Source organism: Pedobacter nutrimenti (assembly GCF_003208655.1).
Lineage (GTDB): Bacteria > Bacteroidota > Bacteroidia > Sphingobacteriales > Sphingobacteriaceae > Pedobacter > Pedobacter nutrimenti.
The window spans coordinates 78,297-98,435 of sequence record NZ_QKLU01000004.1 but is presented as its reverse complement, the minus strand read 5'-3'; the positions used below and the strand labels follow the sequence as shown (position 1 = coordinate 98,435).

Below are 20,139 nucleotides of genomic sequence, written 5' to 3'. Positions count from 1 at the left end.
CAAAGAATAACCATAAATATAAACAGATGAATAAAATTTTAGTAGCCAACCGGGGCGAAATTGCTTTACGGATTATGCGTTCTGCAAAAGAAATGGGGATTAAAACTGTTGCCGTTTTTTCGGAGGCAGACCGGGAAGCTTTACATGTTCGTTATGCTGATGAGGCGGTCTGTATTGGTCCGGCTCCTTCTAATCAGTCTTATTTACTGGGAGAAAAAATTATTGAAGCCTGCAAAAAAACAGGGGCTGATGCCATACATCCGGGTTATGGGTTTTTATCGGAAAACGCGGCCTTTGCAAGGCTGGTCAAGTCGGCAGGTATTATATTGATAGGTCCTGAGCCAGAAGCAATGGAGGTGATGGGGAATAAATTGTCCGCTAAAGCAGCCGCTTTAAAATATAACATCCCTATGGTCCCCGGTACTGAGGAGGCCATTACCAATGTTGAAGAGGCCAAACTAAGAGCTATTGAAGTGGGTTTTCCGATATTGATCAAGGCTGCTGCAGGGGGTGGGGGAAAGGGAATGCGTATCGTCGAAATCCCGGCTGATTTTGAGGAGCAAATGCAGCTCGCTGTCAGTGAAGCAACTTCTGCTTTTGGTGATGGTTCCGTTTTTATTGAAAGATATGTGACTTCTCCAAGACATATTGAAATACAGGTTCTTGGTGATACCCACGGTCATATTGTACACTTGTTTGAACGGGAATGCTCTATCCAGAGAAGGCATCAGAAAGTAATTGAGGAGGCTCCTTCGAGTATACTAAGCCCCCAGATCCGGGATAAAATGGGAAAGTGTGCAGTCGATGTGGCGCGCTCGGTGAATTACACCGGAGCAGGGACCGTTGAATTTATTCTGGATGAAAATCTTGATTTCTTTTTTCTGGAAATGAATACAAGATTGCAGGTGGAGCATCCTGTTACAGAATTGATTACGGGTTTGGATCTGGTGAAAGAACAGATTAAAATAGCCAGGGGTGAAGCACTTTCTTATACGCAGGAAGAACTTGAAATTAAAGGGCATGCAATAGAATTAAGGGTGTATGCAGAGGATCCGAAGAATAATTTTCTTCCTGATATCGGGAAACTGATTACTTACCGTACACCTAAAGGCAATGGCGTAAGGGTAGATGATGGATTTGAGGAGGGAATGGATATTCCGATTTATTATGATCCTATGATCGCTAAATTGATTACATATGGTAAGGATAGAACGGAGGCAATTTCCAGAATGATCCGGGCGATTGAAGAATATGACATTACAGGAATACAAAGCACCCTTGGCTTTGGTAAATTTGTCATGTTGCATGACCGTTTTGTTTCCGGGCAGTTTGATACGCATTTTGTGAACAAGTATTTTACTGCCGAGGTACTGAACGACCAGCATGAAGAAGAGGCTTTTATTGCTGCTGTTGCTGCGCTGTCGGTTCTTAAAGATAAAAAGGGAGCGGCAGAAAAAATGGTAACTGATGCTGGAAGCAACTGGAGAAAGAATAGAGTTTAGTTTTTGAAAAAATATGTTTACAGGAATTATAGAAACCCTTGCAGAGGTTAAAGAGCGGATAAATGAAGGAACAAACGTTCATTTTACTATTGCTTCTGATTTGAGCAGGGAGCTGAAAATAGACCAGAGTGTAGCCCATAATGGTGTATGTTTGACCGTGGTTGCATTGGGAGAAGGAACACATAGGGTTACAGCCATACAGGAAACATTGGAGAAATCCAATATCGGAAATTTACAGGCAGGTCATAAGATCAATCTTGAACGTTGTATGCTGATGAATGGAAGACTGGATGGCCATATTGTGCAGGGGCATGTCGACCAGACGGCGATTTGTGTGAAAAGAGAAGCTTTGGACGGCAGTTGGGAATATCGTTTTAAATACGATGGCGCCGCAGGCAATGTGACGGTAGAAAAGGGCTCCATTTGTGTGAACGGAATCAGTTTAACTGTGGTCAATTCTGCGGAGGATGAGTTTTCTGTTTTTATTATTCCCTATACTTTTGAGCACACAAACCTGCAGGAGGTCCATGTAGGGGATACTGTGAATCTGGAATTTGATATTATAGGAAAATATGTTGCCCGTTTAACAAGCAGACAAACTACCTTTTGAGTTCCTCAATCTTATTCTTAATAAAAACGGCCAGTTTTGGGTTCTTATCCATGTCTGCGAAGTTTTTCAGGTAGAGGTTGTAATAAACAATTGCATTTTTCTTATCGTTAAGTTTTGTTTCATAAACCAGGGCAATATTATAGTATAAACTGCCATTGTTTTCAAATTGTAGCCCGTGTTTATAGGCTGCATTGGCCTCTTCGTTTTGGTTGAGCTCTTCGTAAGCGTCTCCAAGTAAACCATAGTAAGAAGCTGTTTTTGGTGAAATGGCTTCTTTGATTGCTTTTTTGAGAAACAGCGCAGAGTTTTTATAGTCCTTAAGTTCTCTGTAACAAAGTGCTATGCTGTACATTAGGCCTTCATTGTCGAAACCCTTATCTTTTATTTTGGAATAATAGGTTAGCGCATTTTTATAATCGGTGTTGGCATAGTAAGATTTTGCCAGGTTGTTTAAAACAAAGGTTGTACTGTCTCCATAACCGAGTAATTTTAGGCCCGTGTTTATTGCTTCAGGAAACCTTTTTAAGGCCTGACAGGCGGGCATTTTCATTTTTAACAGTTGTAAATTGCTGGAATCTGCTTTTAGAGCTGGTTCCAGAACCTGATAGGCCTGAGTATAGAAATTAATTTTAAGGTAGGCTTCAGAGAGATCGAAGGCGACTTCTGCATCCGTGTTGTTCAGTGCATTTGCTTTTTTTAGATAAACGAGTCTGTCAAATAGAGTTTTACCGGCACTAAATTGTGGACTGGTTTTGAGCAGGTTGGATAATTGTTTGTAAACATTGAAATTGGTGCTGTCAATGGCAATGATCTCTTTGTAATAGTCTATTGCCTTTTGATCGTTACCTCTTCTGATATTCAGTGTGGCCAGGTTGAAAAGCAGGCTAAGGTTTTTGGGTTGCAAAGCATATAATTTCAGATAGAAATTTTCTGCTTCTGGAAGCTTTCCCGCCATTAGATATACATAACCCAACTGAGCTATTGCTTTGGTATCATTACTGCCTTCTGTATAAAATCCTTTTAAATATTCTGCAGCCTCAGCGTAATGCTGAGATTCATAAAAATCTACCAGTTTATTTTTGTCAGGACCTGTTTTACTTTGTGCATGCAGGGTTTTAACAGTCAGGAGCATCAGTATAACGGTAAGCAGTTTTTTTACACTCTTCATAGATATCAATTCAGTTGATAGAAATATTCTTTAACTAAGGTATTAGTTGTTGTTGAATAATGCAATTTTTTTAGAATGAAAAGGAAAATTGGGCCAAAAACAAACATATTCATGGTATCAAAGGTTATTAAATCATAAGAAAACAGAATTTTAATCTTAAAAGTTGAAATATGGATACGTTAAAGAAGTTTGAATTGATGGAAAAGATCGTGCGGGAACTGGAAGATTTGCAGCATTCCCAGCAAGCCCTGATTCAGAAACTAGGAAAAATAGAAGTGGACAATATTGATCTTGGAGACAAGAGATTGGATAAAGACCTTCCGGATATGCATCAAAGGGTTGCAGACAATTTGGATACCATAGGTGGAATACTGGAGTATTTTGCAGAGAAAACCCAGAATTTCGGTGATAAAAATAATGTTGATGCGCTTAAAGAAAAACAGGCCATTAACAATGCGAACGGACAGTCTTAACATTTAATGAAAAGGGCCTTTACAGGCCTTTTTCATTTTCGGGCGCAGTAGGGATCATAATGTTAAAGGTAGTACCTTTTCCAAGTTCGGTCGCCAATACAATATCTCCATGGTTTTTGAGCATAAACTCCTTACAAACCATCAGGCCCAACCCGGTCCCTTTTTCGTTCATCGTGCCACGGGTAGAATTATTGGCGCCTTTAAATAATTCAGCGGCAATATCAGATGGAATACCAGTGCCATTATCTTTGATGTAAAGATAAATAAATCCTGATTTATGGTAGACTGCTGAAATGTCAATAACGCCCTGTATATTGCTGAATTTGATGGCATTGTTGAGTATGTTCCGCACCACGATCTGCATCATCAGCATATCTGCAAATACAATTACATTTGGAAAAACATTGTGGACAATGTCTATTTTTTTTATAGATGCAGCGGGTAGATGGTAGCTGATTTCATTGAGGATCAGGTTTCGCAAATTGAAATACTCCGGGCTGATGCCATGACCTTTCAACTGACTTCTGGACCAGTGCAACATGTTTTCCAGCAGATCGGTGGTATAAATAATGTCCCGGCTTAAGGTTGGAGCAATTTGTTTAAACTCATCTGGAGTAATACTGTCATCGGAAATCATTTTAAGTACTTCAGATAAATTAACCAGCGGAGCCCTCAGGTCATGGGCTATAATGGAAAAAATCTTATCCTTGAGCTGATTTAATTTTTGCAGTTCATTGGCCTGCTCCCTGATTTTTAAGGATTCCTGCTTCAGGTTGGTCTGGTCCTGAAATTTGATAATGCTGATTTCTTTGTTCAGGTGATCATCACTAAGGTAACGGATGTCGGCTTCAAGTTCAAATGCACCCTGAGTCGTCTCTACTTTCAGCTCAAGTTTACCTGGGGTTTTACTGCTTAAATAGTGAAGCAATTGCTGCTGCTCAGGAAAAAGGTCTTTGATTTCCCTTCCAATAATTTTTTTTGAAGGGCGGATGTATTTGTTAAATGCCAAATTGTAATCTATAATTCTTTCTTTGGTGTCCAAAATGACAAAAGCATCCTGCATCAATTCCAGTACTTTTTCCCTTGCTACTGGCAGAATATCAAAAAGCTGGAAGCGGTAAATGCCAATAAAAATCAGAAATATGGTAATGATAAAGGCAAAAGGAGTAATGTCCAGATTACCCATGGGTCTGAAACCCAATAAATAAGCGAAGTTGGCTAGCCATGGAATGAAAGCGGCAACAAGAATACTGTAATTCTGCTTTTTATAAACCGGATCTGCCTTGCGGAATTTTGTCAGTAAAAAATAACTGCCTGTTGCCAGCAGCAAATAAAAATAGGTTAAAAAAATTCTGTATCCTGCCCCGGGGACAATAGTTACCATTGGAAACTTTGCACTATAATCCATACTGAGGCTCTTATAGTAAAAATGATGATAATCATTTGTCCATACGCACAGCACAGTGACGGTCGGAATAATAAGTACGGCTGCAAGGTTTAAAGGCCTTCTATACCACTTTTCTTTGCCGCACATTTTAAGGCAGAATAGAAACCAGATTAAAGGAAGGTAAGAAATACCTATATATTCAATGTTTAAAAAGGTCTTGATTTGTGGTAAATTATCACTAGCCAGTTCAAAACCATAACCCAAGGACCAGATTGCATTCGCACACATCATCAGTCCGAACCAGCGAACAGCCCCTTTATCCCGGCTGGAGATGTAATAAGAAACGAGAAGCGTTACGGTACCACAATAGATTAGAATGAGCGAATAAGAGTTGAAGGCAAAATCCATTTAAATTTATTTACCAAAAAAATCAGCTACACACATAAAACTATCGAATTGTATCGTTAATGATAATAAACATAAAACTACGGAATATACTTTGAATTAAAAATATTCTTAGTTTTACATAAATTAATCAGTGATACCTTAAAAAAACATGATGAAAAAAATACTCTTAGCCGCTGTAATGATCTGTTTTAGCGGGGCTGCATTCAGCCAGATACTTCCAAATTTTCAATTTGGTATTAAAGGAGGGGCCAATCTTTCTAAATTTAACACCAGTGATATTTTTAACAGTGATAATAAAGCTGGTTATTATGCTGGTTTCTGGGCCCGTATTGGTGCTGCAGGCCTCCATTTGCAACCTGAATTGTATTTAAGTGGAAAAAATACAGTTTTAAAGGACAATAGTGGTAATGAAAATAAAGTTAATTTTACCAGCCTTGATGTACCTGTTCTGGTAGGTGTAAAATTGGGTGCAGCAGGTGTTGGCCTTAGATTAAACACTGGTCCGGTGGTTTCTTTCATATTGGGTGATAAACAATCTTTTGGTACTGCAGCAGGAAATGTCTTTAAAGGTAATTTTAAAGGACAGAATTTTGCCTGGCAGTTTGGTGCTGGTCTGGACATTGGCAGAATTGGTGTGGACCTGAGGTATGAGAAAGGCCTTTCAAAAATTAATAAGGACAATTATCCGGATACAAAACTGAACATCTTTACTTTTGGTCTGGCTTATAAGCTGTTCTAAAATAAAAGTTATCCACATTTTTTATAAAAGGGTAAACATTAAGGGGTTTTAAAACAACTTTAGATGTTTACCCTTTCTTTTTGGCTTTAAAATTGACGTTAAGATTTTCCAACTTAACTTATTCATAAAGGCCATGAACATTAAAGAACTATTGCTTAAAGGAAGTAGCTTCTCTGAGCTTTTGAAACAATTTTCCATTGATGCAGAAGACATCAGGATTCAGGATGAGGAGATGATTTTGTCAGATCGCAATTTACAGAATCAGGATATTGTTAAAGAAAGTATATGTATTGAGGGAAAGAATAAGCAGGGGATCATTAATTTCTTTGGAACACTACACTGCAATCTGATGGAACGTCTGGCTGTATTTGAAATGCAAGGATTTGAGCGCATTTCACAAGTTTGCTGATGCTAAGGCCTTGTGAATTTGTTTACCCCATTTCAGGGGATGTTTTTAGGACCTCTTTAATTTCATAGTTAAAAGCCCCTTTAATTGGTTTGATTGGGGTTTTTCGGGCATCGCTTAAAATTTTCACAAAACAGGCACCAAAATAAAAGATAAAAGAAGAGTAAAAAACAAAAAGCATAATCAGGACAATAGAGCCTGAAGCCCCATAAATGTTTCCGATGTTACTTAAAGGGAGCATAATGCGCAGTATATACCTGCCTAATGCGAAGAAAATTCCGGTCAGGATGCCCCCGCGCATGGAGGCCCTCCAGGTTGGCCTTCCATTGGTAAGGAAACGAAACAGTACAGTAAACCAAATGGTGACTATGATGACAAACAAAACCTGATTGAGTATAATTAGAAATATTTTACCAAATGTTGGGGCAGCAGTACTGATATAGGCACCAATAAAAGCCTGAATACTGTCTGTAAGTAAACCAACAAAGAAAAGCAGGCCTGCAAGCAAAATGATAATCATAGACCTGCCTCTTAACTTCAATTTAAAATAAAAAGAAGATTTGTCCTTGATGCCTATAGACCAGATTTGGTCCATGGAATTTTTAATCACTGTAAAAAGGGTAGTGGCTACAAAAAGGAAAAAGATAAAACTCATCAGAGTGGCATACCAGTTATGATCCATAGCGCGTATATTTTTCAAAGTTTGGCGGATCTGCTTGATACTGCTGGCATCCAAAAGACTGGAAAGTCTCTCAAAAAGACGGTTAACGAATTGCTTCCGGTCTGTAAAAAAGCCAAATAAACGGATGAGAATGATCAGGATGGGGGGTAAGGCAAAATTAGCAAAAAACGCAGTTGCTCCAGCCAGACGCAAGGGGTCGTTTTTTTGGAACAATTTAAATGCAGCTCTGAAATGCACTATAAACTTTTTAACCTCGTGTATTTTGTTCCTAAACATTCACCTGCTTTTCACCTTTAAAGATCGAAAATAGGTATTTTTTATGAAATTTGTTTTAAGCTCGTGTGAAATTAAAAAAGCCGGAGAAAAAATCTCCGGCCTTCCAGTTTTTGTACTTATGAATAAGTGTCTTTCAAGAAAACCTTAAAGATTTCCTCTTAATTCCTGTTCTCTTTCCAATGATTCAAACAACGCTTTGAAGTTGCCTGCTCCAAAGGATTGGGCGCCTTTTCTTTGTATAATTTCAAAAAATAAAGTGGGCCTGTCCTCTACTGGTTTGGTGAAAATTTGTAATAAATAGCCTTCTTCGTCACAATCCACCAGAATACCCAAAGCTTTTAGTTTTTCAATTTCTTCATCTATTTCACCCACACGATCGGGCATCATATTATAGTAAGCCTCAGGAGGGGCACTTAAAAATTCAACGCCGCGGGCCTTTAATTCAGAAACCGTTTTTAGAATATCTTTAGTTGCAACGGCAATGTGCTGGACACCCTCTCCTTCATAGAATTCCAGGTATTCTTCAATTTGGGATTTCTTTTTTCCTTCTGCAGGCTCATTGATTGGAAATTTAGAAAAACCGTTTCCATTGCTCATCACCTTGCTCATTAATGCCGAATATTCTGTATTGATTTGTTTATCATCAAAAGAAAGGATATTGACAAAACCCATTACCTCTTCATACCATTGAACAGTTTCATTCATCCGGTTCCAGCCCACATTACCAACGCAATGGTCAATATATAGCAATCCCGCATCTGAAGGGTTATAGTCGCTTTTCCAGGGTTGGTAACCCGGTAAAAATGCACCGTTGTAATTTTTGCGCTCTACAAACATATGGATGGTCTCTCCATAGGTATAAATACCAGACATTTTTACCTCACCCTGCTCGTCATTCAGCGTAACAGGTTCCATATAAGCTTTCGCTCCGCGTTTGGTTGTTTCCTCGAAGGCACTATAGGCATCATCTACCCACAGGGCCAGAACTTTAACACCATCACCATGCTTTTTAACGTGTTCTGCAATAGGGCTTTCCGATTTTAAGGCAGTGGTCAGCACAAGGCGGATTTTTCCTTGTTGTAACACATAGGAGGCCCGGTCTCTTACCCCGGTTTCCGGTCCTGCATAAGCCAGGGACTGGAAACCAAAAGCCGTTTTGTAATAATGCGCGGCTTGCTTTGCATTTCCTACATAGAATTCAATATAATCCGTACCATTAATGGGCAGGAAATCCTGTGCTTTGGAAATTTTTTCTGCGAATGTTTCTGTTGACATGAGTTTTTTTATTTTAATAAGTTTTGTTCGTTTTTTATGTTTTAAAAGCGTTACTCTACATTGATTTGCCAGCTTTTATGGTAACTTTCATCTTCAATGGCTATTGCATCTTCCGTAAGCATTAAAGGGCGGAAAGGGTCAATCATAACCGCAAGTTCTTCGGTTTTCTCTTTACCAATAGACTTTTCAACCGTGCCGGGATGTGGTCCATGAGGGATACCACCCGGATGCAGGGTAATCTGACCTTTAACGACACTTTTCCGGCTCATAAAATCCCCGTCAACATAATACAGCACTTCGTCACTGTCTACATTACTGTGGTTGTACGGGGCAGGAATGGATAAAGGATGGTAGTCATATTTTCTTGGAACGAAAGAGCAGATTACGAAATTATGGCCCTCAAAGGTTTGATGTACGGGAGGTGGCTGGTGCAAACGGCCGGTAATGGGTTCAAAATTGTGAATGGAAAAGGCCCAGGGATAGTGGAAGCCATCCCAGCCCACAAAATCAAAAGGGTGGGTACCGTAAGTGTAAGGATAAATCAGGCCTTGTTTTTTAATCAGCACTTTAAAGTCACCAAACTGATCTATGGTTTCCAGGTCTTCAGGTCGTTTAATGTCCCTTTCGCAATAGGGTGAATGCTCCATCAGCTGACCGTATTCATTGCGGTAACGTTTAGGACTCCGGATCGGACTGAAACTTTCCACAATAAAAAGCCTGTTGCTTTCATCATTAAATTCCATCTGATAAATGGTTCCCCGGGGAATAACCAGGTAATCTCCATATTCAAATTTGATTTTTCCAAAACCCGTTTTAAGAGTCCCGCTGCCCTGATGTATGAAAACGACCTCATCGGCCTGGCTGTTTTTATAAAAATAATCCGTCATGGACTTTTTGGGCGCTGCCAGTGAAATGTGAAGATCGCTGTTCACAAGAACAGGCTTTCTGCTTTTTAGGTAATCATCTTCGGGTTTGATGTTAAAGCCAATTAGGCTCGTATGGCGAAGGTGTTTTTCCCTGGCGATTTTTGGCTCCACAGAATAGGGCTCACCCAACGATTTTACAATGGTAGGAGGATGGCAATGATAAACAAGGGAGTAAAGGCTTGAAAATCCTTCGGTAGAAACCAATTCTTCGGCATAAAGCTCACCATCAGGTTTGCGGAAAACGGTATGACGTTTTTGGGGAATTGATCCTAAAGTATGGTAAATAGGCATATCGTTAGGTATTTGGTTACGTAAGAAAATGAGTTAAAAACGTAAAAACGGAAGTTTTTACAAAATCAGAGCGTAAGGGTTACGTCTAAAAAGAAATGTTATTGAAAAGAATACTGGGCAAAGATGATCTTGGACAGCATGGAATACCGGAAAGCGGCCAGGATCTGACTGGAAATTTGTTTCTGATAGGTTAGATTGCTGTGTGCCATAATTGCTATGCTAAGATAGTGAAATTATCTTTAACCTTACAAATCAAATATTTCCAGTTTTTTTTATAACCAGTATTGGACTAAAATTTTCTAGCTTTGGCTATCAGTATCAAAGGTTCCATTTGATTAAAATAAAATAAATATCAACAGATGAAATTAGTATCCTATAAAACAGAAGACAGAGAACACCTGGGTGTTTTTGTAAATGGACATATTTATAACCTCAATTCATGTGATAAGCAATTACCTGATGAAATGAATGCTTTTTTGCAAGGAGGAGAAGCTTTGATGGAACGTGCAAAAAATATTGATGCGCAGATTAAGGCTGGGGCAATTTCACCGAAAGAAGAAGTTTTCTTTGAATTGCTGGCTCCTGTTCCACATCCTACATCCTGCAGAGATGGCTATGCTTTCAGGCAACACGTGGCGGCTGCACGCCGCAACAGAAAGGTGGATATGATTGCAGAATTTGATCAGTATCCAATTTTCTATTTTACCAATCATAATGCAATCCAAGGTCCAGGTGAAATTGAGTGTATGCCCGACCATTTCCAGAAGCTGGATTTTGAATTGGAGGTTGCCGTGGTCATTGGTAAAAAGGGGAGAAACATTACTGCTGCTGAAGCAGACTCCTACATTGCTGGTTATATGGTGATGAACGATATGAGTGCCAGGACACTTCAAATGGAGGAAATGCTGCTCAATCTCGGTCCGGCAAAGGGGAAAGATTTTTCTACGGTGATAGGTCCTTGGTTGGTTACGCCCGATGAACTGGAGCTTTACAAAACCGATGCAAAACCAGGGCATACAGGCAATGCCTACAACCTCAAAATGACCTGTACGGTAAACGGTGTTGAAGTATCTGCGGGTAACATGGCAGATATGGACTGGACTTTTGCCGAGATCATAGAACGTTGTGCTTATGGTGCAGATATTTTGCCTGGTGATGTAATTGGTTCAGGGACGGTAGGAACAGGCTGTTTTCTGGAACTAAATGGTACTGGGCTTTTAAATAACCCGGCGTTTAAGCCGCAATGGCTGCAGGATGGTGATGAGGTGGAAATGGAAATTACTGGCCTTGGTCGTTTAATCAATACCATTAAAAAGACAGATTCCGATTTTTCAATACTTGCCCTGAAAAAGTAATGCTGACGATAAAAACTTCAGATCTTAGCCCGGCCCAATTGCAGAATTATATGCAGTATGCCATTGCGCCGCGGCCAATTTGTTTTGCAACAACAATTGATGGAGCTGGTCAAATTAACCTGAGTCCTTTCAGTTTCTTTAATATGTTTAGTACCAATCCGCCCCTGTGTATCTTTTCTCCGGCAAGACGCGTACGGGACAATACGACCAAACATACCCTGGAGAATGTACTTGAAGTTAAGGAATGTGTGATTAATATTGTGAATTATGATATTGTACAGCAAACCAGTCTGTCCAGTACAGAATACGCAAAGGGAATCAATGAATTTGAAAAGGCAGGCCTGACCATGCTTAAATCTGACCTGGTCAGACCACCTAGGGTCGCAGAAGCTCCTGTTCAAATGGAATGTATTGTCAAAGAGGTGATCCACCTTGGAGAAAATCCGGGAGCGGGCAACCTGATCCTTGCGGAAGTGAAACTAATCCACATTAAAGAAGAAATTCTGGATGAAGAAGGGAAAATTGATCAGGCAAAAATAGATCTGGTTGCCAGACTGGGAGGAGACTGGTATTGTCGGGTCACTTCCGAGAACCTGTTTAAAGTAGCCAAACCGCTGACCACCCTAGGTATTGGTGTAAATGCCTTGCCTGCCGGGGTTAGAAACTCTTTTGTCCTGAGTGGTAATGATCTTGGGATGTTGGGGAATGTGGAACATTTGCCGGATGCAGAAGAAATAGAGCTGATCAGAAATCATGCATCTGTTAAAGAAATCCTGGATGCCACGATAGGAGATGCCATTAACAGGCAGCGGGAATTGCATGAGCTGGCCAAACTGCTGCTTCAGGGTGGAAATGTAGCAGATGCCCTTAAAATTGTTTTATTGGAGGGTTAAAGGATACTGACAGCTTTTATAAAACGGCTTTTATAATAGTCATCCATTTCAGTTACGGTTACGCCATGAGCCTTGCCCGAAGTGGAATGGATGAATTTAATTTCATCACCATCAACAGAATAAACAATGCCTACATGACCAATTCTGCGTTGTTTGGGATTGGTTCCCGTAAAAATCAGCACATCACCAACCTTTGCATTCTGAAGGGAAACCGGCACACCTGCATCCGGAAATTCCCTGGAAGACCGGGGTACACTGAACCCGAAATTTTCAAAGACATAACTGACGAATCCGGAACAGTCAAAGCCTCTTTTAGGGTTCTTTGAAGCATAATGGTAAGGTTTTCCGATAAGACCTTTCGCAAAATTAATCAGCTGTAAAGCAGTTTGCTGTGGAGGGAGCTGCTGAACAAGCTTTTGAACCATTTTTTGAAAATTTCCAGGAAGAACTGTCTGGGATTTGCCTTGAAAGGCGAAAAAGAACACTAAACAAAAAAGAGTAAGGGTTTTCTTCATACAGGCCAAAGATATTAAAATATTAATGGCAAGGTTATAATGTTGATAACTCGATGATTAGAACCCTTAAACTTCCTTTTAAGGCGTTGTTGCAGCTACCGGAATGATTTTTCCATTAAAAAATTTATGACCTGTGAGGGCAAAGTCCGCAATATATTTACCCATCTCAAAAGCCATTACCGGTGATTGGTATCCCGGAAAAGCCTGTTCCAGCATCTCGGTTTGGGCAGAACCCAGGGCCAGGCAGTTTACTTTGATGCCGGTTTCAGAAAGTTCCTGTGCAAGACATTCTGTGAGGGTGTGTAAAGCAGCTTTGCTGCTGGAGTAAGCGGATAGCCCGGAAAATTTAGCACTTCCCTGGAAACCACCCATGCTGCCAATGTTCACAATATGCGCCCCGTTTTGCATCAAGGGAAGGATATTCTGGATCATGTTAAAATGTCCAAGAACATTTGTTTGAAGCATATCTGCAAAATCCTGGGCAGTGGTATCTTTAAATGCTTTGTTAATTAAGGCTCCGGCGTTATTGATTAAAATGTCAACATGACCTAAACGTTCTTTCAGGAAAGGTATAAGGGCAGCATAATCATCATTGACAATGTCAAATTCTACGGGTAAAAGCTGACATTCGGGTGTGATGCCTTTTGCAATTTCTAATAATTTTCTCAGTTTATCGGCTGAGCGCGCAATGCAGACAATTTTATGTTCTTTTCTCAGGCTAAATTCCAGAGCGGCTTCAAATCCAACGCCGCTGCTCGCCCCTGTAAGGATAATATTCATTTATAAATCTTCTTCAGTAATCAGTTGTGTAACCGGGTTTTCAATAACATGCAATCCGTCGGTGATCAGTTTTTTGTGTTCCGATTCATTCTCTGCCTTATGTTCCAGATAGCTGCGAACCTCAGTTTCAAACCGGATATCTAATTTTTTGTGGTAAACAATTTCAAGAATTTCAAGGGCACAGAGCCAGTCTGTAGGATATTCTTCCCTGATCTGTTTAAATATCAATGGAAGGTCCTGCTGGCCAGTTTCATTTTCCCTGATGCTTCTTACTTTAGCATAAAGTTGATGGAGTTGCTGTGTGCGTTCATCATGAATAATTTTATGCGTTTGTTTTTCACTGATATGGAGCAATTCTTCAAATGCATCTTTGTCCGCAGCACCATTAAAAACAGAAATGATCTTTTCTCCTACAGCCATATCATAGGTACCCCATTCCGGTTGGAAAAGAACATCTCCATTGGCTTGCTTAACCCTGCAATTTTCAAATACAAGAAGTATATTTTTGCCTTCATGACGTAAAATATCCTTAAGCTGTCCATTGACCTGAATGCCGCTTTCGAAAACCAGCTCAACGGTGTTTCCTTTAAGAACACCAGCTTTATGAAGTTCTTCTTCGCTCCAATTCTCAAGGGCTTTTTCTACCCCTTTTATTTTTCCTACTGGGGAAGAAAAACCGTCTTTGTGATAAGATTTACCATGACCATGCAGCTGTTGACCAGCGAAAGCAAGTGCTGAGGCCCCGGAGGTTTTCAGGAAGGCCAGTTCTGAATGCCCATCAAGGATCATACTACTGAACACACCGGTTATCTGCAAACCCGAACTGTATACTGCAGTTGCCGGGTTTTTACATTCAATGGCTTTCGCGATACTTTCGGCACCCCCACGTCTGAATGCCATAGTGTCGGCAAACTGTTCCAATACATCAATTAAGTTCTGAAAGGTTGGCGTAACAAAAAGCTGCGGCTGCGGTTTGGTAATGTCGTACTGATATTTGACCGTATCTATATTGTACCATATTTTTTTGACATCTTCTTTCATGCAGCTGGCACTCTCACCTATGGATGAAAGCAACCCAGCGCCATATATTTTTGGATCTTCCAGGCTGCCGATTAAGCCATATTCGACTGTCCACCAATGCAACCTGCCCAGGAGTGCCATTTCTGAAGGGGCTCCCATATGATCTGCGGTATGGCGCAGATGTTGTTCTGCTTTTTCAATCTCTGCTTCATTGGCATCTACAGCTTCTTTTAGTATAGAAAGGTTACGGATGGCCTCATACAATTCAAAATCTTTTGAAGAAAACATGGCCTTGGCACCAATGGAACCTATATAACTCAGATAACTGTTGTAATCTGCATCTGCTATAATGGGCGCATGACCGGCAGATTCATGAATAATATCCGGTGCAGGGGTATACTCTATATGATTAATCTGCCGGATATCAGCTGCAATGACCAATACGCGGTAAGCCTGGTACTCCATAAATGCAGCTGGCGGGATAAAGCCGTCTACGGTTACTGCACCCCAGCCCAGTTTCCCAAGGTTATCATTCATGGTTTGCAGGTCTGGAATACGTTCTATGCTTAAACCGGCGCGCTGTAAACCTTTTATATAAGGATAGTAAGCAACCTGTTTCAGGTAGCTGTAATTCTGACGCATGACGTAGCGCCAAACGGCCTGATCTACAGGGGTATATTTTTCATAATGCTGTTCTACGATAAACTGCTTCAAATGTCTGGGCAGTTTGGCAACCTGTGGATTGTTAAAATGATTAAAATCAGCCATTAATTTTATGTCTTTAGTCCGGTTTGACCCGGAACAGTAAAGTTAAACAATTATATAGTAGGGGTGTCTGGACAATTGCTATAAATCTGTAAAACCTTTCCTGTAAAGGGAAAATAAAATTTGGTTTTCTACAAAAGAGAGGCACTGATTTTTTAATCCAGGATATCTTCTGTTTCTTTTTTAACCCTGAAAGAAAAGTATTTCTGAAGGAAATAACTGCATATAGCGAGCACTCCGGTAGTGATAATTTTTGCAACTGTAGGATAAAACCCAAAGGCTTCGATCAGGATTTTTAAAAAACCATAATTAAGGAGCACATTAGTCGCGACAACTGTTGCGTATCTAAACAGTTGTATCCTTCCTTTTAAGTTGGAATGTGTAAAAACAAGATATTTGTTTAAAACAAAACCAATAAAAAGGGTAATAACAGATTCTATGGCCAATGCAGCGATCGGTGCTGTAACCAACAATCCTCCAACCTGTACATGTTGCTGGTGCAAAATGAGGTTATAGGCAATAAAATAAACAACAATTCCGGAACTGGCTGTTGTGGCACCTGATACGATGTACCTGAAGGTATGGGGGGACAGCCACCGGGAAAATGGAGGATAAAAAAAATCTATAAACTTTAAGACCGCTTTACGCATAACTGGTTTTGCGCGAAGTTAGATTTTAAGATCCGGAATAGCAACAAAATCTATAGTTGCCGAATACCTGTAAACAGGGTGAGGTTGTATGCTGACGCCTGTGATGTTCAATCCATAGGTCGAGTTGAGTATATTTTTACGGTGCCCAAGATCTGGAACACCTTTGTCCAGTAATAAAATACAAACATTTTCCAGTCCGCTGGAAAAACCAAAGGCGAGGTTTTCTGCCATCGCTTTTTTAGGATAGTACTTTGAGATCCTGTCATACATGGTCCGTCCATCAGAAGAATTATGGCCTGAAATGCGGTGTTGTTTCATGTCTTTACCATGTTGCAGCGAAACATAGGTCAGGGTTTCATCGGGATAAAAAAGCCCCAGGTTTTTGATTTTTTTTAGATCCTTCTGCAAACTTTTGTAATAGCTGTCCTTTGTGTTGACTTTCAATTCTTCGTAATTGCTGTACTGCTGCATTCTGCTGTTGTATTCCCCCACAAAATCCTGAAAGTAAGTGTTGAAAAAACGCTCTCCGTCCATGCGGACAAGATTGGTGTAGAAAATGATGTTTTTTTCTTCTTCACTTAAGTAGGGAACATCCTTGGCTGTATTGGCTTGTCTGAGTTCTTCCTTTGACCATCCACCAGAAGTGGATACAGGTCTTTGACCGGATAGGTAAAATGGCAATAAGAACAAAAAAAAGGCAGGTATAAATTTCATGATAAGATTAACGTACCAAAGGATTTTTTTGTATAAAGGCCTTTCATAAAAAGGATAAAAAATGTAGCTGATCCAGAATGGTTTTTCGTTCAGTTATGTACATGGTGTTCGGTATAATGAACATTTCTTTCCTTTAAACCTTAACTATACTCTTTAAAATGCGCTTTTTGAAATGGCATGATTATGGTAGTCAGGCTAATGAATAAAATCTTTTTATCTATTGATGGATGTCAAAGATATTTAGGTGAATAATAATAAAATAAGGGCCGACATTACGAAAATGCCGGCTCTTATTTTTTATTTACCGTAGTAAATTCCTCCAGCTAACCTTACTTTCAATAAGGGACTGTAAATCTTTAATGTCAATTCTTTGTTGTTCCATGGTATCACGGTGGCGGATGGTGACTGTATCGTCTTCCAGGGTCTGATGATCAATGGTTAAACAGAATGGGGTTCCAATGGCATCTTGTCTGCGATAACGTTTACCTATGGCGTCTTTTTCCTCATAGGCACAATTGAAATCATATTTTAGGCTGTTCATGATTTCTTTTGCTTTTTCTGGAAGACCATCTTTTTTGGTCAGTGGGAAAATAGCCACTTTTACAGGTGCCAATGCCGGATGCAAACGCAACAAGGTTCTGCTGTCTTGTTTTTCTCCGTCACTCAGGTCCTGTACTTCAAAAGCATTGATCATTGTGAGCAAGAACATGCGGTCAAGCCCTATAGAGGTTTCGATGACATAGGGTACATAGTTCCCGTAAGGTTTTCCTTCTTCGTTCAGGTCATTGTCAAAGTACTGCATTTTTTTACCTGAGAATTCCTGGTGCTGGCTCAGGTCAAAATCCGTACGGCTGTGTATACCTTCCACTTCTTTAAATCCGAATGGGAATTCAAATTCTATATCCGTTGCTGCATTTGCATAGTGTGCAAGTTTAACATGGTCATGGTAACGGTACTTTGCAGGGTCGGTACCCAGGGCAGTATGCCACTTTAAACGCGCCTGTTTCCAGTAGGCAAACCATTTCTGGTCTTCACCAGGACGGACAAAAAACTGCATTTCCATTTGTTCGAACTCACGCATGCGCATGATGAACTGGCGTGCAATGACTTCATTCCTGAAAGCTTTACCAATTTGGGCAATCCCAAAAGGAATTTTCATACGGCCCGATTTCTGGACATTCAGGAAATTTACAAAAATTCCCTGGGCGGTTTCAGGTCTCAGGTATACTTCTTCCGAACCTTCTGCCATCGCTCCAAACTGTGTGCTGAACATCAGGTTGAATTGACGTACTTCAGTCCAGTTTTTTGTTCCGCTAACCGGGCAAACAATATCGTGCTCTTCTATAATGGTTTTTAAACGCTGTAAGTCTTCTGCCTTTAAAGCATCGTCCATATCGTTTTGCAATTTTGCTGCCTTATCTGTTTTACCGTCTTTTTCATAACGGGCAATTTTATCTTCAATCAGCTGGTCTGCACGGTAACGTTTCTTGGAGTCTTTGTTGTCAATCATCGGATCATTAAAGCCATCCACGTGACCACTTGCTTTCCATACTTTAGGGTGCATAAATATGGCAGAATCAATGCCGACAATATTTTCATGCATTTGTACCATGGCCTTCCACCAGTATGTTTTGATGTTGTTTTTTAATTCCGCTCCAAGCTGTCCGTAATCGTATACAGCACTTAATCCATCATAAATTTCACTGCTTTGAAATACAAAACCATATTCTTTAGCATGGGAGATTACATTTTTAAATTGTTCGTCGTTATTGTTCTTGGCCATAATACTGCAAATATATAAAGTTGAGCATAAAATTTTATTGTTATTTTTGGTACCGAAAGATTAGATGAACGTCCTTGTGACTGTTCTGAATCTGTTTAATGATAATCCCCTGAAGCGTGAGTATAAAAGTAAATGCTTTGTCTAAGTCCTACGGGAAACAGAAAGCCATCGATAACATTAGTTTTGAAGCCAGTCCTGGCAGGATACTTGGATTTTTAGGCCCTAACGGTGCTGGTAAGTCTACAACGATGAAAATTCTGAGCGCTTACCTATCTGCGGACGCAGGAGAAGCGGTTATTTGTGGTCTGGGTATTCGGGACAATGCGCTGGAAATAAAAAAAAGAATAGGTTATCTGCCTGAACATACACCTTTGTATGTAGATATGTATGTAAAGGAATTTTTAGCTTTTGTTGCGGAAAGCTACGGGTTGAAAGGAATTGATCTTAAGGTTAAAGAAGTGATCACAAAAGTCGGGCTGGAAGCAGAACAGTTTAAAAAGATCAGTATGCTGTCCAAGGGCTATAAGCAAAGGGTAGGACTGGCACAGGCCATTATTCATGATCCGCAGGTTTTGATATTGGATGAACCGACTTCAGGCCTGGACCCGAACCAGCTTTTGGAAATCCGGAGCCTGATCCGGAATTTAGGACAGAATAAGACGGTTATCCTCTCTACGCACATTATGCAGGAGGTAGAAGCCATTTGTGACGATGTGGTGATCATTAGTAAAGGAAAGCTTGTTGCCGTTTCATCTTTGCAGGAACTCCGGGAAAAGCACAGGAATTCTTCACTGGAAGAAATTTTTAGAAAACTAACGGCCTGATAGATTGTTTTACCAGACTGGCATTTTTTTTGCTTAAGGAGCAGTTGAGAAATGTTTTCTCCTTAAATTTAATAAACTACAATGAAAAAATTATTTTTACTTACAGCGATTGCAGGCGTTTTTGCTTTTTCAAGTGTTTCGGCACAATCGAAAAAAGATCCGGCCATGAACGGGGCTAAATTAAGTGTTGGTGCAGAATTTGCATTACCAATGGGTGATTTAAAAGATGTATCTAAACTAGGTTTTGGTGGTTCACTGGTCTATATTGCGCCAATTGCTGATGATTTGAAATTTACCGCAAGTGCAGGATACATTAACTTTTCCGGTAAAGACTTTACTTTTATGGGACAACAACTGCCAAAAGTGAATTTTGCCACAATTCCGGTTAAAGCAGGTTTGAGGTATTATTTCGTAGAGAATTTCTATGGAGCTGCCGAATTGGGTGCGGCTTTTGGTACAAAAGGACGCGGTACAGCTTTCGCTTATTCTCCAGGTATTGGTATGGAATTTCCGGTAGCAGACAAATCCTCTGTTGACCTGGGTGTACGTTATGAAGGCTGGTCCAAAAACGGAACATCTTCTTTCATCGGCATCAGGGCAGCTTTCAACTTCGGTTTGTAGTTGCGCTTAAAAACAAATTACACAGAAGGCTTTCCAAATTCGGGGAAGCCTTCTTCATTTAAACGATATTTTTCTA

Annotated in this window: 20 protein-coding genes; 9 read left to right on the top strand and 11 right to left on the bottom strand. The window is 40.1% G+C overall.

Translation table 11 applies throughout. The annotated features are described in order from the left end of the window. Positions 1-26: 26 nt before the first annotated feature. Together accC and B0O44_RS11885 are read left to right on the top strand one after the other, a co-directional pair. The gene (accC, locus tag B0O44_RS11890) at positions 27-1,502 is read left to right on the top strand and encodes an acetyl-CoA carboxylase biotin carboxylase subunit (RefSeq protein WP_110830680.1); all 1,476 of its coding nucleotides are present in this window, start codon (positions 27-29) and stop codon (positions 1,500-1,502) included. Positions 1,503-1,515: 13 nt separating this feature from the next. After that, complete coding sequence (locus tag B0O44_RS11885) at positions 1,516-2,112, top strand: riboflavin synthase (protein ID WP_110830678.1); 597 nt, start codon at positions 1,516-1,518, stop codon at positions 2,110-2,112. Here B0O44_RS11885 and B0O44_RS11880 read toward each other — a convergent pair. Beyond that, on the bottom strand, positions 2,102-3,280 hold the full coding sequence (locus tag B0O44_RS11880) for a tetratricopeptide repeat protein (RefSeq protein WP_110830676.1): 1,179 nt from the start codon (positions 3,278-3,280) through the stop codon (positions 2,102-2,104). The genes B0O44_RS11885 and B0O44_RS11880 overlap by 11 nt on opposite strands. Positions 3,281-3,450: 170 nt before the next feature. On the opposite strand from B0O44_RS11880, the gene B0O44_RS11875 reads away from it, so the two are divergent. Beyond that, positions 3,451-3,753 carry a hypothetical protein gene (locus B0O44_RS11875; RefSeq protein WP_110830673.1) on the top strand — a complete coding sequence of 101 codons (303 nt, stop codon included), beginning with the start codon at positions 3,451-3,453 and terminating at the stop codon, positions 3,751-3,753. Positions 3,754-3,772: 19 nt separating this feature from the next. Here B0O44_RS11875 and B0O44_RS11870 read toward each other — a convergent pair whose 3' ends face one another. Continuing rightward, positions 3,773-5,548 carry a sensor histidine kinase gene (locus B0O44_RS11870; RefSeq protein ID WP_110830671.1) on the bottom strand — a complete coding sequence of 592 codons (1,776 nt, stop codon included), beginning with the start codon at positions 5,546-5,548 and terminating at the stop codon, positions 3,773-3,775. A gap of 151 nt (positions 5,549-5,699) precedes the next feature. Here B0O44_RS11870 and B0O44_RS11865 point away from each other — a divergent pair, with 151 nt between their 5' ends. Both B0O44_RS11865 and B0O44_RS11860 read left to right on the top strand, forming a co-directional pair. Further along, positions 5,700-6,287 (top strand): porin family protein, encoded by a 588-nt coding sequence (locus tag B0O44_RS11865; protein WP_110830669.1) that lies wholly within the window; start codon positions 5,700-5,702, stop codon positions 6,285-6,287. Between the two features lie 133 nt (positions 6,288-6,420). After that, on the top strand, positions 6,421-6,696 hold the full coding sequence (locus B0O44_RS11860) for a hypothetical protein (RefSeq protein ID WP_110830667.1): 276 nt from the start codon (positions 6,421-6,423) through the stop codon (positions 6,694-6,696). Between the two features lie 22 nt (positions 6,697-6,718). On the opposite strand, the gene B0O44_RS11855 is transcribed toward B0O44_RS11860, so the two are convergent. From B0O44_RS11855 to B0O44_RS11845, 3 genes are all read right to left on the bottom strand, one after another. Continuing rightward, the gene (locus tag B0O44_RS11855; protein ID WP_110830665.1) at positions 6,719-7,651 is read right to left on the bottom strand and encodes a YihY/virulence factor BrkB family protein; all 933 of its coding nucleotides are present in this window, start codon (positions 7,649-7,651) and stop codon (positions 6,719-6,721) included. A 144-nt stretch (positions 7,652-7,795) separates the two neighbouring features. Next, positions 7,796-8,926 carry a 4-hydroxyphenylpyruvate dioxygenase gene (gene hppD, locus B0O44_RS11850; RefSeq protein ID WP_110830663.1) on the bottom strand — a complete coding sequence of 377 codons (1,131 nt, stop codon included), beginning with the start codon at positions 8,924-8,926 and terminating at the stop codon, positions 7,796-7,798. A gap of 50 nt (positions 8,927-8,976) precedes the next feature. Then, entirely contained in the window at positions 8,977-10,143 is a 1,167-nt protein-coding gene (locus B0O44_RS11845) for a homogentisate 1,2-dioxygenase (protein WP_110830661.1), read from the bottom strand. A 359-nt stretch (positions 10,144-10,502) separates the two neighbouring features. On the opposite strand from B0O44_RS11845, the gene B0O44_RS11840 reads away from it, so the two are divergent. Next, positions 10,503-11,498 (top strand): fumarylacetoacetate hydrolase family protein, encoded by a 996-nt coding sequence (locus B0O44_RS11840; RefSeq protein ID WP_110830659.1) that lies wholly within the window; start codon positions 10,503-10,505, stop codon positions 11,496-11,498. Continuing rightward, on the top strand, positions 11,498-12,391 hold the full coding sequence (locus B0O44_RS11835; protein ID WP_110830657.1) for a flavin reductase family protein: 894 nt from the start codon (positions 11,498-11,500) through the stop codon (positions 12,389-12,391). Before B0O44_RS11840 ends, B0O44_RS11835 begins: the two co-directional genes overlap by 1 nt. Here the strand turns inward: B0O44_RS11835 and B0O44_RS11830 are convergent. From B0O44_RS11830 to B0O44_RS11805, 6 genes are all read right to left on the bottom strand, one after another. Then, positions 12,388-12,816, bottom strand: coding sequence for a C40 family peptidase (locus B0O44_RS11830; protein ID WP_245943650.1), 429 nt, complete (start codon positions 12,814-12,816; stop codon positions 12,388-12,390). The two genes, B0O44_RS11835 and B0O44_RS11830, sit on opposite strands and share 4 nt — an antisense overlap. Before the next feature lie 168 nt (positions 12,817-12,984). Further along, positions 12,985-13,686, bottom strand: coding sequence for an SDR family NAD(P)-dependent oxidoreductase (locus tag B0O44_RS11825; RefSeq protein ID WP_110830653.1), 702 nt, complete (start codon positions 13,684-13,686; stop codon positions 12,985-12,987). Continuing rightward, positions 13,687-15,474, bottom strand: a complete 1,788-nt coding sequence (locus B0O44_RS11820) for an aromatic amino acid hydroxylase (RefSeq protein ID WP_110830651.1) — start codon at positions 15,472-15,474, stop codon at positions 13,687-13,689. 152 nt (positions 15,475-15,626) lie between these two features. Continuing rightward, positions 15,627-16,121 carry a GtrA family protein gene (locus tag B0O44_RS11815; protein WP_110830649.1) on the bottom strand — a complete coding sequence of 165 codons (495 nt, stop codon included), beginning with the start codon at positions 16,119-16,121 and terminating at the stop codon, positions 15,627-15,629. 18 nt (positions 16,122-16,139) lie between these two features. Then, positions 16,140-16,835: a CAP domain-containing protein gene (locus tag B0O44_RS11810; protein WP_110830647.1), complete on the bottom strand. Its 696-nt coding sequence runs from the start codon at positions 16,833-16,835 to the stop codon at positions 16,140-16,142. A gap of 301 nt (positions 16,836-17,136) precedes the next feature. Further along, positions 17,137-18,618 carry a glycine--tRNA ligase gene (locus B0O44_RS11805; protein ID WP_110830645.1) on the bottom strand — a complete coding sequence of 494 codons (1,482 nt, stop codon included), beginning with the start codon at positions 18,616-18,618 and terminating at the stop codon, positions 17,137-17,139. A gap of 116 nt (positions 18,619-18,734) precedes the next feature. On the opposite strand from B0O44_RS11805, the gene B0O44_RS11800 reads away from it, so the two are divergent. Both B0O44_RS11800 and B0O44_RS11795 read left to right on the top strand, forming a co-directional pair. Further along, positions 18,735-19,442 carry an ATP-binding cassette domain-containing protein gene (locus tag B0O44_RS11800; protein WP_110830643.1) on the top strand — a complete coding sequence of 236 codons (708 nt, stop codon included), beginning with the start codon at positions 18,735-18,737 and terminating at the stop codon, positions 19,440-19,442. Between the two features lie 81 nt (positions 19,443-19,523). After that, positions 19,524-20,063 carry a porin family protein gene (locus tag B0O44_RS11795; protein WP_110830640.1) on the top strand — a complete coding sequence of 180 codons (540 nt, stop codon included), beginning with the start codon at positions 19,524-19,526 and terminating at the stop codon, positions 20,061-20,063. Positions 20,064-20,139: the final 76 nt, after the last annotated feature.